Genomic DNA, 11,873 nt, shown 5'->3' with positions numbered 1-11,873 from the left:
CAGCTTGGGAGAGGAGCCAGCAACGAGATGCTGGCTCCGACCGCATCACTGCTGGGGCGTCAGTTTCAGTAATGCGCCTTCGCCCCCACGCATGCCATCCTCCAGCAGCCAGATCGCGCCGTCCGGACCTTGCTCCACCTCGCGGATGCGCTTCTGCATATCGAAGCGTTCCGCTTCACGCGCCTCTTCGCCGTCGAACTCGACCCGCACCAGTGACAGCGACGACATGCCGCCGATGAAACCATCGCCCTGCCAATCGGAGAACAGCTCGCCGTTGTAGATGATGAAGCCCGCCGGTGAGATCACTGGCGTCCAGGTGATGGCGGGCGCATTGAATTCCGGACGGGTATCATGGTTAGGGATCGGCTTGCCGTCATAGTGTTCGCCATTGGAAACCAGCGGATAACCGTAGTTGGCCCCTTTCTCGATCAGATTGAGTTCGTCGCCGTCCTTGGGGCCCATCTCATGCGCCCAGAGCTTGCCGTCGGCAGCGAATGCCATTCCCAGAATGTTGCGATGGCCGAGCGACCAGACCTGCGCCGCTACCTCACCCTGATCAGCGAAGGGGTTGTCCTCGGGCACGCTGCCATCGTCGTTCAACCGCACCATCTTGCCCAGATTGCTGTTCATATCCTGGGCAGGGTCAAACTTCTGCCGCTCACTGGAGCTGATCCACAGCATACCGTCGCTATCGAATGCGAGACGATGGCCGAAATGGCCGTTGCCGGATACCTTCGGCGTCTGCCGCCAGATCACCTGCAGGTCCTCGAGCGCGCCCCCACCATCTTCATCCAGCACCAGACGGGCCCGCGCCACCGCAGCGCCGGAGCCACCATCGCCAGCCTCGGCATAACTGATGTAGATCTGCTGGTTGTCTGCGAACTGCGGATGCAGCAACACATCGCCCAGCCCACCCTGGCCGGCATGGACCACCTCCGGTACGCCGCTGATGGTTTCAGAACTATCTGTTCCCAGATCATGCAGGCGCAGCGTACCCGCCATCTCGGTGACCAACAGCCGGCCGTCCGGCAGGAAGGTCATGGCCCAGGGAGCATCGAACTGAGTTACTTCGGTCACGCTGAAGGGTAACTCATCGGTTCCCGGGTCTGCGGTCGGCTGTCCATCCGCCGCCTGTTCGGCAGCCGCTTCCTCCGCATCGCTATTGGCTTCGGCGGTGCTTTCCTCCGGGCCGGCGGGTGCGGTGGCCTGCTCGGTAGCGGCTGGCGCAGGGCTGGCGGTCTGGTTATCGGTATCTGCCGAATTATCGCAGGCAGCCAGCAAGCCGAGGGTGGCGAGAAAGATCATTGAATGCCGAAAAGGAATCATGACAGCTCCTGTGTCGTGGGGCGGAGAAGTTGATCCGTTAATAGTAGGTGGGGAAGGGAGTTTCGCAAGCTGGGAGCAGCAGCCGGTTAAATCCGACCGTCATGGTTTGCGAGCGCTACACTAGGCTTCATGCAGGGTGATCGGCTCGGGAGAGAGTATGGACTGGCGGGGAAGGCGGCAGAGCCGCAACATCGAAGACCGGCGCGGGCAGCCGCTGCAGGGGAGTGGTGGCGGGGTCGGATTGTTATTGCTGCTGCGTCTGCTGCCGTGGCTGTTGCGTAGCTGGCCGGGTCGCATCGTGCTGCTGCTGGGGGGCGTGGCCTTTGTCGGTGCCCGTATGCTCGGCATTGATTTGTTGCAATTGAGCGGCCCGGCACCTCAGCAGACCGCGACTTTCTCCGCCGAAGAGCAGCAATTGGCCGAATTCGTTTCCGTGGTGTTGGCTGATACGGAGCAGACCTGGCAGGGTATCTTCAGCGAAGCGGGCAGCCGCTACGAAGAGCCCACGCTGGTGCTGTTCAGCCAGCGGGTCGCCTCGGCCTGCGGCACGGCCAGCTCCGCCGTCGGCCCCTTCTATTGCCCGGCGGATCGCAAGGTCTATCTTGACCTGAGCTTTTTCCGCGACCTGGATCGCCAACTCGGCGCGCCAGGCGACTTCGCCCAGGCCTACGTGGTCGCCCATGAAGTGGGGCATCACATTCAGACCCTGCTGGGTATCAGCCAGAAGGTTCGCGCCACCGGGCAGGGCAAGTCCGCTGCGGTGGTCAATGCCCTGTCGGTGCGTCAGGAACTGCAGGCCGATTGCCTGGCCGGCGTCTGGGGCCATGCCGCGCACAATTACAGCCAACTGCTCGAGCCGGGGGATCTGGAAGAGGCGTTGCAGGCCGCCGCTGCCATCGGTGACGACCGCCTGCAACGGCGCAGCGGCGGGGAAGTGGTGCCCGACAGCTTTACCCACGGTACTTCGGCCCAGCGGGTGGAGTGGTTCCGACGCGGGTTCGAGAGTGGGGATATGGGGCAGTGCGATACGTTTTCGGCGAGTCTATAAAGCATGTATGAATGACATGCTGGCGCAGTTCTGGAGAGGGGCGCTGGACTGGGTAAAGAGGGCGCAATGCGCCCTCTGAGTGGTGATATTACGGCGTGGCCGGCTTTGCCACTTCTCTGTCCACCATATCCTTGCCCAATCGGGTCCAGGTCAACAGGAAGCACAGGGCGCTGGCAGCGTACAGGCAAGCCATTATGATCATGGAGGTTTGCAGGCTTTGTGCGTAGACCTGCCCACAAACGTCCTGCAGGTTCTGGTTCAGTTGACCTATTGCGGCAGGGTGACACTGATTTCGCGCCAGTTCACCAGCCGCAACCCCAAGCTCGGCGACGCCGGAATTGAAGAAGATGTCGGAGATTGCGCCAATGAACAACGGGCCGAAACCGTAGCCAAGCAGGTTGACGAGAAGCAGCATCACGGCCGTAGCCATTGCGCGCACACGCATGCTCACCACGCCCTGGCCGATCGTGTACTGAGCGGCCAGATAGCCGTACTTCACAAAGCCGCCGATGACCAGGCCGATTGCAGCGTAGAGCAGATTATCGGTGGTGAAGGCGAAGATATAAAAGGGGATCGACAGTGCCAGGCCTATCGCCGGTACCCAGGCGATGGCGCCCGGATGCTTCTTGTACATCCTGGTTGCCAGCCAACCGGTGGCGAAGGTGCCAACGGCGGCGGACAGGGCGACCGGCGTGTTGATCCATATCGCTGCCTGACCGGCAGTAATTTCGTAGGTGCGGACCAGAAAGAGCGACTGGAACGAGGAGATACCGTAACCGCAGAACGCGGCAATGGTGGAGCCGGCGGTCATCAGCCAGAAAGCAGGCTTGCCCATCAGCTCGTGGATAGCCTCGCCCAGGCTGGCTCGCTCCTTTTTCGCGGCTTCCGGCGGATCGGTGTAGCCACGCGGCGGCTCTTTGACTGTGAATTTGAAAACAAGGGCGACCAGCAAGCCCGGCAAACCGACGACGAAGAAGGCGGTGCGCCAGTCGAACGCGTCGGTAACCCAGCCGCCGATGATGTTGGCGAACATGGTGCCGAGCGTAACGCCCATGGCGTAGAAGCCCAGGGCCTGGGAGCGTTCACGCGGAATGAAATAGTCCGCGATCAGGGAGTTGGCTGGCGGCGTGCAGCCGGCCTCGCCAATACCCACACCGACACGGCACATCAGCAGGATCCAGAACGCGCCTATGGTGACCGAGCCGATGGTGACTTCCGTCGCCAGGCCGCAAAGCGCTGTCATCAGCGACCACAAGGCCACGCAGACGGTCATGATCCAAACGCGATTGGCGACATCGGCAAAGCGCGCCAGCGGGACGCCCACGGCTGTGTAGAGCAAGGCGAAACCGAAGCCAGTGAGAAGCCCGAACTGGGTGTCTGTAATCCCGAGATCCGGTACCAGATCGGGGCCGACGACCGCTAGCAAGGCGCGGTCGACGAAATTCAGGATGTAGATAAATGTCAGCGCGAAGAGCACATAATTGCGGTATGCCTTGGAGCCATAGCCGGTCAAGTGGCTTTGGGCTCCCCCCTCTCTCGCAGTGATAGATCTCATGGACAATACGCCTTCTAGGTTGTTGTTATACGTCGATGTGGGCTGTAATCGCGCTGATATTCACCCACTCCTAGCGGTGTCTGCCTGGCCTTAAGAACAGTTTGAAGCCCTAAGCCGACTAGACGAACCCTGCCACTATATCGACATAGTGGGGTACGGTGGCGCGCAGAATCGTTGAGATTTGTAGCGAGTGATATTCAGCCGCGAGCGAATGCCAGGACTCAGGGCTCATGCGAGTCACCGCGGCGCGTAACATAGCAGCGTAGCAGCGGGACGGTCTGGCCTGGTCGAGCCAAACGGCCTTTTTGAATACCAATACATAAGCAAACGGCATAGGTGGAACAGCACATAGCTGAAGCTCGGCCTCGCGATGCTCTTTGGGGTCTTTGCCTATGGCAATAAGCTCCCGGGCTTCAAAGCGTGGCTGGTGGTGAACCTCTGTGGACGCTAATAGACCTGAAAGCCTTGTATTTGCTGCATTTCAGGCACAAAAAAGACGTCCGAAGACGTCTTTAGATGCTTGTTTGGTGGAGCCGGGGGGATTTGAACCCCCGTCCGCCAGTCCGCCACTATCGGTTCTACATGCTTAGCCATCTCTATTGAGTTAACTCCTCACCGCCCGAGTGGCAGGGTGTTTGGAGCGAGCTGTATGAGTTTTAGCCGTTACGTCTACAGCGAACTTGGCGGCGATTCTGTTCTATATGACAATCATTTCGAGTTTACAGACATCCTCTGATGATTGCTGGAGCCGAAGCTACCAGAAGTGCTACTTGGCTGCTTACGCAGCTAGTTGTGCACCATAATTGTCGTCATTGGCAATTATATAGGTTTGCAACAGTGTATTTACGAGTTCTGTTACCAACTCGGCATGCCCCTCAAGCTTTGTAACCGTCGTCGAATCCTGATCGGCCCCAAAACCCTGGTGCTATTACATCAGAGGCTATTCTACGCCAAAGGTTCTCCAGCGTACAGCAGCGACATCTTTGGCAACAGATTGGTCAGCGGTTGCTTTCGCGGACCAGTCGCTGTTTCTCACGGTCCCAGTCGCGATTCTTTTCCGTCTCGCGCTTGTCGTATTCCTTCTTGCCCTTGACCAAGGCAATCTCGCACTTGACCAGGTGCTTCTTCCAATACAACGCCATGGCTACGCAGCTGTAACCCTTCTGCTCGACACCGGAGATGATCTTGTCGAGCTCCTTGGTGTGCAACAGCAGTTTGCGGGTGCGGATCGGGTCGGCAATGACATGGGTGCTGGCGGTTTGCAGCGGGGTGATATGTGCGCCGAACAGGTAAGCTTCGCCGTCCTTCAGCAACACGTAGCTATCAACCAGCTGTGCCTTTCCGGCGCGCAGGCTTTTCACTTCCCAGCCAGCAAGGGAGATGCCCGCTTCAAAGCGTTGCTCGACAAAATATTCATGCTTGGCCCGTTTGTTCAGCGCGATGGTGCCGCCGTTGGCCTGGGGTTTCTTTTGCTTGCTCATAGGCGGCGTATTATAGGGGTTGCCGCTGCCTTCTGCTATCTCTGATGGTGGGCTGGCAGTCTCTATCGTGGCCGAAGCGCCGAATCGATGCGCCGTGGGTGTGGCCGGAGCGGGTAAATCGCGCCTGTTCCCGGTGGGCCGTTCACTGGTACGCTATATTCTTGATGATTCATAACCGAACTGTTCAAGTGAATAACCTATGACGACGCACATCAAGCGTTCGGCTCTGCTGCCTTTCCCGGCGGAGCGCCTGTTCGACCTGGTGAATCGGGTCGAGCACTACCCCGAATTTCTGCCCTGGTGCACCAAGGCGGAGGTCATCAGTGAAACCGACGAGTCCATGCAGGCCCGGCTGACGGTGGGCAAGGCTGGACTGCACCAGTCCTTTACCACCCACAATCAGTTGGTACCCGGTGAGCGCATCGAGATGCGCCTGGAAGACGGTCCTTTCACTGAACTCAATGGCGTCTGGACTTTCCAGGCGCTGAACGAGCAAGCCTGCAAGATTACTCTGGACATGCAATTCAACTATTCTGGAGCCCTGGTGCGCGCCACCCTGGGCCCCCTGTTCAATCACGCGGCCAATACCATGGTTGAGGCGTTTTCCAAGCGGGCCCAGGAGTTATACGGGTGAGTGAGCCGGCCATCACTGTGGAAGTGGCCTATGCGCTGCCCGATCAGCAGCGCATCATTCGCCTGACCGTGCCGGCAGGAACCACGGTTCTGCAGGCGGCGCGGCTGTCGGGAATTACCGAACATTTCCCGGGAGTGGATCTGGAGGCGTGCGATATGGGCGTTTTCGGCAAGCTGGTGGCCCAGCCGGCAGAGCGGGAGCTGAGGGAAGGGGAGCGCGTGGAACTGTACCGCCCGCTGATTGCCGATCCCAAGGAGGTGCGCAAGCAGCGGGCGGCCAGAAACAAGGAGGCAGCCAGAGCGGATTGAATCTGGGCGGCGCCAGCGCCGCCCGTCGATTTATTCGCCAGTGCCCAGCGGTGCGCCGAGATCGATCGGATAGGGGGTGGCCGCAGGCTCTGTGGCGCTATCGCCGCTCATGATTTCTTCATCCCGGCTGGTGCCTGGAACGAAATCGCCGGCGAGGCCAACCAGCAGGTCGTCCTCGAACATCAGGCTGATGCGTTCCTGCTCGCGGGGGCTGTGCCCGGCCTGCAGGCTATACAGGTAATCCCAGCGGTTGGGCTCGAAGGTATCCTGCAGCAGGGGCGTGCCCATGATGAAACGTACTTGCCGTTGGGTCATGCCGGGACGCAGTTGGTCTACCATTTCCTGGGTGACGACGTTGCCCTGTTGGACATCAATCTTATATACACCCGGAAAACCGCAACCGGAAAGACCAGCGCCCGCGGCGCAAAACAGCAGGATACAAATGAGACGGTTCAGACTATTTGGCATCGCGTGGTAACATCCACTATCGAAAGTTGGCTGAATGGCCCTGAATCATACCCGACTGATCCAGCGCTGCGAAGCGTTGAGAGAGAAACTGACCATGGTTGAAAATCACGAACTGCGCAAAGCGGGCCTCAAGGTCACCTTACCGCGCGTCAAGATCCTGCAGATGCTGGACAACACAGAAGACCGCCACATGAGTGCCGAGGACGTCTACAAGGCTCTGATGGAAGCGGGTGAAGACGTTGGTCTGGCTACCGTTTATCGGGTACTCACCCAGTTCGAGACGGCCGGTCTGGTGGTGCGCCACAATTTCGATGGCGGCCATGCGGTATTCGAGCTGGCAGATGGCGAGCATCACGACCACATGGTGTGCGTGGATACCGGCGAAGTGATCGAGTTCTTCGATGAAGAGATCGAGCGTCGTCAGAAGGAAATCGTCAAGGAACACGGCTACGAGATGGTGGATCACAATCTCGTGCTGTATGTGAAGAAGAAAGGTTGATGCATCGGCAGGTCAGGCACTCGCCTGACCTGCGCTGGCTGACGGGCAAGCCGTCAGCCAGTCATGGCTGATTGCCCGCCAATTGTTTGCGGGCATGGGCCAGGGACTCCTCGGTAAGATCCACTCCACCCAGCATGCGCGCCACTTCCTGCACGCGGCCTTCCTGATCCAGGCGGTCGATACAGGTGCGGGTCGAGTCGCGCTTCTGCTCCTTGCGTACGAACAGATGTTGATGCCCCTGCGCGGCCACCTGCGGCAGATGGGTCACCGTCAGTACCTGGCCGCGTTCGCCCAGTTGGCGCAGCAACTTGCCGACGATTTCGGCGGTTGGCCCGCCAATACCCACGTCTACTTCATCGAATACCAGCGTCGAGACTCGCGAGGTCTGGGCGGTAATGACCTGGATGCCCAGGCTGATACGTGACAGTTCGCCGCCCGAGGCCACCTTGGCCAGGGGCTTGGCCGGCTGGCCGGGATTGGCACTGACCAGAAATTCGACATTCTCCAGGCCCTGCAGCGGCGTCTGTTCAGCTTTGAGCGGATGCAGCTCCACCTTGACCTGGCCGCCGGGCATACCCAGTTGCTGGATCTCGCCGGTAACGGCTTTGGCCAGGCGGGTGGCGGCCTTGCGGCGGGTATCCGAGAGGCGGCTGGCCAGGCTCTGGAAATGCTCGCGGTAGGCTACCAGTTCCTCAGATAGTCGTTCCCGGTCGGCGTCCTGCTGCTGGATGCCTTCCAGCTCGTCGATCAGGCGTTGCTGCAAGGCGGGCAATTCATCGGCGTTGACCCGATGTTTGCGGGCCAGGTCATGAATCACGCCGAGCCGCTCTTCGACCTGCTGCTGGCGCTGCGGGTCGGCCTCGAAGTGGTCCAGATAGCGGGTCAGCTCGCCAACCGCTTCTTCCACCTGAATCTGCGCACCGGACAGCAGGTTGTGCGCCTCATCAAGGCTGCGGCCATGCTCCTTCAGACCGCTCAGCCGGTTGAGGCTTGAGGTTAGTGCCTGCAGCACACTGCCGCTGTCGCTTTCGCTGCAGATATTGATGATCTGCTGGCAGGACTGCATGATCAGCTCGGCGTTCGCCAGCTGACGTTGTTCCGCTTCCAGTTGTTCCAGTTCGCCATCTTGCAGGCTCAGATTGTCGAGTTCTTCCAATTGATAGCTGAGCAACTGAATGCGCGCGTTCTGTTCATCATTGGTATCACTGGCCTGCTGCAACGCCTGTTCGGTCTGCCGGCAACGCTGCGCAGCGAGCTGGACCTGGCGGGCCAGGTCGCTGGCGCCGGCATAGTCATCCAGCAGTCGGCGGTGGGTATCAGCTTTCAATAACGACTGGTGTTCATGCTGGCTGTGAATATCGATGAGCATTTCGCCCAGGGCGCGGAGATCCTGCTGCGGACAGGGGCTGCCGTTGATGTAGGCGCGTGAGCGGCCTTCGGCGGTGACCACCCGGCGCAGGATGACCTGTGATTCGTCGCTGCTCAGGTCGCGCTGGTTGAGCCATTGGACCGCTTCGGGGATCTCGCTGATATCGAAGGTGGCAAGAATGTCTGCCTTGTCGGCACCCGGGCGTACGGCGCCACTGTCGGCGCGGTCGCCCAGGGTCAGCGCCAGTGCGTCGAGCATGATGGATTTGCCGGCGCCGGTTTCACCGGTGATCACGGTCATGCCCCGATCGAGTTCCAGCTCGAGATGATCGACAATTGCGTAGTTGTTCACCGCCAGATGCACCAACATGGAGTCGCTCTCCGAAGATTGTTGTTCTGGTTATTTATACAGTAGTGCTGTGGGGTTCCTCAACCCCTTGTTCACCCGCTGTGAAAAACTGCCCTTGAACCTGGGAAGGCGATCCCCATATAGGGTGCAGTGAAGTTCAATCCGGCCGCTGGGCCGTGTCGCCTTATTTTGTCAGACAGGAGATATACATGGTGGACGAACCGAGACAGGAGCTGCAGGACGAGGAGTCTGTAGCCGATCAGGGGCAGGAGACCGTTGCTGTGGAGGAGGACCTGGTAGCCCGGATCGCCAGCCTGGAAGAGCAGCTGGCCACGGCCCAGGATCAGGCTCTGCGTGCCGCTGCCGATGTGCAGAACGCCCGTCGTCGCGCTGAACAGGAAGTGGAAAAGGCGCACAAGTTCGCTCTGGAACGTTTTGCCAATGATCTGCTGGCGGTGGTTGATAGCCTGGAGCGCGGCCTGGAGCTGTCCAGTGACGAAGATGCCGCCATCAAGCCGATGCGTGATGGCATGGAACTCACCCTGAAGCTGTTCAGCGATACCCTGGCCCGACATCAGATCGTCGCGGTCGACCCCCACGGTGAACCCTTCAACCCCGAACTGCACCAGGCGATGACCATGGAAGAGCGCGACAATGTCGAGCCCAATACCGTGATCAAGGTATTCCAGAAGGGTTATACCCTCAGCGGCCGCCTGCTGCGCCCGGCAATGGTGGTGGTGAGCAAGGCGGGTGCCGGTGGGGCAGCAGGTTCGATCAACGAGCAGGCTTGAAAAAGATTTTCCGTGACCCCATCTAGGGTCCATACACAGATCAAACAGCGCCGCTGCACCAACAGCGGCCAGCATATTCGGAGACACAGCACATGGGTAAAATCATCGGTATCGACCTGGGGACTACCAACTCCTGCGTCGCTGTCATGGAAAATGGTGTGGCCAAGGTGATCGAGAACGCCGAGGGTGGTCGTACCACGCCGTCGATCGTCGCCTATACCAACGACGGAGAAACGCTGGTCGGCCAGTCCGCCAAGCGCCAATCGGTCACCAACCCGCAGAACACCCTGAACGCCGTCAAGCGTCTGATCGGTCGTCGCTTCGACGAAGACGTCGTGCAGAAGGACATCAAGCTGGTGCCCTACAAGATCATCAAGGCCGACAACGGTGACGCCTGGGTCGAGGCCAAGGGTGAGAAGATGGCGCCGCCGCAGATTTCTGCGGAAGTGCTGAAGAAGATGAAGAAGACCGCCGAGGACTATCTGGGCGAGGCCGTCACCGAGGCGGTGATCACCGTACCGGCTTACTTCAATGACAGCCAGCGTCAGGCCACCAAGGATGCCGGTCGCATCGCTGGCCTGGACGTCAAGCGCATCATCAACGAGCCGACAGCGGCTGCGCTGGCCTACGGGATGGACAAGGCCCGTGGCGATTCCACCGTGGTGGTATATGACCTGGGTGGCGGTACCTTCGACGTATCGGTGATCGAGATTGCCGAAGTTGACGGTGAGCACCAGTTCGAAGTGCTGGCCACCAACGGCGACACTTTCCTTGGTGGTGAAGACTTCGACATGCGTCTGATCGACTATCTGGCGGATGAGTTCAAGCGGGAAAACGGCGTTGATCTACACAACGACCCGCTGGCCCTGCAGCGCCTGAAAGAAGCCGCTGAGAAAGCCAAGATCGAGCTGTCCTCGAGCCAGCAGACCGATGTCAACCTGCCGTACATCACCGCCGATGCCTCCGGTCCCAAGCACCTGCAGGTGAAAGTGACCCGTGCCAAGCTGGAGTCGCTGGTTGAAGAGCTGATCAAGCGCAGCATCGAGCCGTGCCGTGTGGCCATGAAGGACGCTGGTCTGGATGTTTCCGACATCAACGAAGTGATCCTGGTGGGCGGTCAGACCCGTATGCCGCTGGTGCAGAAGACCGTTGCCGAGTTCTTTGGCAAGGAGCCGCGCAAGGACGTCAACCCCGATGAGGCGGTTGCCGTGGGCGCAGCTATCCAGGGTGCGGTACTGGCCGGTGACGTGAAAGACGTATTGCTGCTGGACGTATCCCCGCTGTCGCTGGGTATCGAAACCATGGGCGGCGTGATGACCACGCTGATCGAGAAGAACACCACCATTCCGACCAAGAAGTCGCAGGTGTTCTCGACCGCGGACGACAACCAGACTGCAGTGACCATTCACGTACTGCAGGGTGAGCGTAAGCAGGCGCAGCAGAACAAATCGCTGGGTCGCTTCGACCTGGCCGACATCCCGCCGGCGCAGCGTGGCGTACCGCAGATCGAGGTCAGCTTCGACATCGATGCCAACGGTATCCTCAATGTGTCCGCCAAGGACAAGGCCACCGGCAAGCAGCAGTCGATCGTGATCAAGGCCAACTCCGGTCTGAGCGATGAAGAAATCGAGCAGATGGTGCGTGATGCCGAGGCCAACGCCGAAGAAGATCGCAAGTTCGAAGAGCTGGTGACCGTGCGCAACCAGGGTGACCAGCTGGTGCATGCCACTCGCAAGACCCTGACCGAGGCGGGCGACAAGGCCACCGAGGAAGAGAAGGCCGCTATCGAGAAGGCGCTGGCCGATCTGGAAGAGGCGATCAAGGGCGACGACAAGGCCGAGATCGAAGCCAAGATCAACGCATTGTCCGAAGCGTCCGGCCCGATGGTACAGAAGATGTACGCCGAGCAGGCGCAGTCGGCTCAGGCGGAAGGCCAGGCGGACGCCGGTGATGCCAATGCCGATGACGTGGTGGATGCCGAGTTCGAAGAGGTCAAGGACAACAACAAGTAGTCCTTGCGTGACCGGGTGTCGGGCTTTGCCTGAG

10 protein-coding genes, 1 other RNA gene and 1 pseudogene are annotated in these 11,873 nt (G+C 59.8%); 6 read left to right on the top strand and 6 right to left on the bottom strand.

All coding sequences use genetic code 11. The features are described from left to right. Window positions 1–45: 45 nt before the first annotated feature. Window positions 46–1,326 carry a PQQ-dependent sugar dehydrogenase gene (locus DHB74_RS16460; protein ID WP_499162059.1) on the bottom strand — a complete coding sequence of 427 codons (1,281 nt, stop codon included), beginning with the start codon at window positions 1,324–1,326 and terminating at the stop codon, window positions 46–48. A 157-nt stretch (window positions 1,327–1,483) separates the two neighbouring features. On the opposite strand from DHB74_RS16460, the gene ypfJ reads away from it, so the two are divergent. After that, complete coding sequence (ypfJ, locus tag DHB74_RS16455; RefSeq protein WP_280165120.1) at window positions 1,484–2,374, top strand: KPN_02809 family neutral zinc metallopeptidase; 891 nt, start codon at window positions 1,484–1,486, stop codon at window positions 2,372–2,374. Between the two features lie 88 nt (window positions 2,375–2,462). Here ypfJ and DHB74_RS16450 read toward each other — a convergent pair whose 3' ends face one another. The 3 genes from DHB74_RS16450 to smpB all read right to left on the bottom strand — a co-directional run bounded on the left by DHB74_RS16450 (window position 2,463) and on the right by smpB (window position 5,410). After that, on the bottom strand, window positions 2,463–3,887 hold the full coding sequence (locus DHB74_RS16450) for a spinster family MFS transporter (protein WP_211242679.1): 1,425 nt from the start codon (window positions 3,885–3,887) through the stop codon (window positions 2,463–2,465). Window positions 3,888–4,454: 567 nt separating this feature from the next. Beyond that, window positions 4,455–4,842: a transfer-messenger RNA gene (gene ssrA, locus DHB74_RS16445) on the bottom strand. 85 nt (window positions 4,843–4,927) lie between these two features. After that, window positions 4,928–5,410, bottom strand: coding sequence for an SsrA-binding protein SmpB (smpB, locus tag DHB74_RS16440; protein WP_036993150.1), 483 nt, complete (start codon window positions 5,408–5,410; stop codon window positions 4,928–4,930). Between the two features lie 199 nt (window positions 5,411–5,609). Between smpB and DHB74_RS16435 the strand changes: the two genes are divergently transcribed. Together DHB74_RS16435 and DHB74_RS16430 are read left to right on the top strand one after the other, a co-directional pair. Then, complete coding sequence (locus tag DHB74_RS16435; RefSeq protein WP_036993149.1) at window positions 5,610–6,044, top strand: type II toxin-antitoxin system RatA family toxin; 435 nt, start codon at window positions 5,610–5,612, stop codon at window positions 6,042–6,044. Then, a complete protein-coding gene (locus tag DHB74_RS16430) occupies window positions 6,041–6,352 on the top strand; it encodes an RnfH family protein (protein ID WP_074779332.1) in 312 nt (103 codons plus the stop codon). The genes DHB74_RS16435 and DHB74_RS16430 overlap by 4 nt, the downstream gene beginning before the upstream one ends. Window positions 6,353–6,424: 72 nt before the next feature. Here the strand turns inward: DHB74_RS16430 and DHB74_RS16425 are convergent. Further along, a pseudogene (locus DHB74_RS16425) lies at window positions 6,425–6,820 on the bottom strand (outer membrane protein assembly factor BamE); the annotation flags it as partial. A 94-nt stretch (window positions 6,821–6,914) separates the two neighbouring features. On the opposite strand from DHB74_RS16425, the gene fur reads away from it, so the two are divergent. Then, a complete protein-coding gene (fur, locus tag DHB74_RS16420) occupies window positions 6,915–7,319 on the top strand; it encodes a ferric iron uptake transcriptional regulator (protein ID WP_036993260.1) in 405 nt (134 codons plus the stop codon). Between the two features lie 61 nt (window positions 7,320–7,380). On the opposite strand, the gene recN is transcribed toward fur, so the two are convergent. Next, window positions 7,381–9,057 carry a DNA repair protein RecN gene (gene recN, locus DHB74_RS16415; RefSeq protein ID WP_136870110.1) on the bottom strand — a complete coding sequence of 559 codons (1,677 nt, stop codon included), beginning with the start codon at window positions 9,055–9,057 and terminating at the stop codon, window positions 7,381–7,383. A gap of 188 nt (window positions 9,058–9,245) precedes the next feature. Between recN and grpE the strand changes: the two genes are divergently transcribed. Next, the gene (gene grpE / locus DHB74_RS16410) at window positions 9,246–9,827 is read left to right on the top strand and encodes a nucleotide exchange factor GrpE (RefSeq protein ID WP_036993146.1); all 582 of its coding nucleotides are present in this window, start codon (window positions 9,246–9,248) and stop codon (window positions 9,825–9,827) included. Between the two features lie 53 nt (window positions 9,828–9,880). Next, complete coding sequence (gene dnaK / locus DHB74_RS16405) at window positions 9,881–11,839, top strand: molecular chaperone DnaK (RefSeq protein WP_268873970.1); 1,959 nt, start codon at window positions 9,881–9,883, stop codon at window positions 11,837–11,839. Window positions 11,840–11,873: the final 34 nt, after the last annotated feature.

The sequence above is a fragment of the Pseudomonas sp. G11-1 genome, assembly GCF_024031555.1.
Lineage (GTDB): Bacteria > Pseudomonadota > Gammaproteobacteria > Pseudomonadales > Pseudomonadaceae > Halopseudomonas > Halopseudomonas bauzanensis.
This window is presented reverse-complemented; position numbering and strand designations above follow the sequence as displayed.

Bases quoted from the DNA above. Each gene is read 5' to 3' on its own strand.
- DHB74_RS16460 (WP_499162059.1), bottom strand. From the start codon at position 1,326: ATGATTCCTTTTCGGCATTCAATGATCTTTCTCGCCACCCTCGGCTTG.
- ypfJ (WP_280165120.1), top strand. From the start codon at position 1,484: ATGGACTGGCGGGGAAGGCGGCAGAGCCGCAACATCGAAGACCGGCGC.
- smpB (WP_036993150.1), bottom strand. From the start codon at position 5,410: ATGAGCAAGCAAAAGAAACCCCAGGCCAACGGCGGCACCATCGCGCTG.
- DHB74_RS16435 (WP_036993149.1), top strand. From the start codon at position 5,610: ATGACGACGCACATCAAGCGTTCGGCTCTGCTGCCTTTCCCGGCGGAG.
- fur (WP_036993260.1), top strand. From the start codon at position 6,915: ATGGTTGAAAATCACGAACTGCGCAAAGCGGGCCTCAAGGTCACCTTA.
- recN (WP_136870110.1), bottom strand. From the start codon at position 9,057: ATGTTGGTGCATCTGGCGGTGAACAACTACGCAATTGTCGATCATCTC.
- grpE (WP_036993146.1), top strand. From the start codon at position 9,246: ATGGTGGACGAACCGAGACAGGAGCTGCAGGACGAGGAGTCTGTAGCC.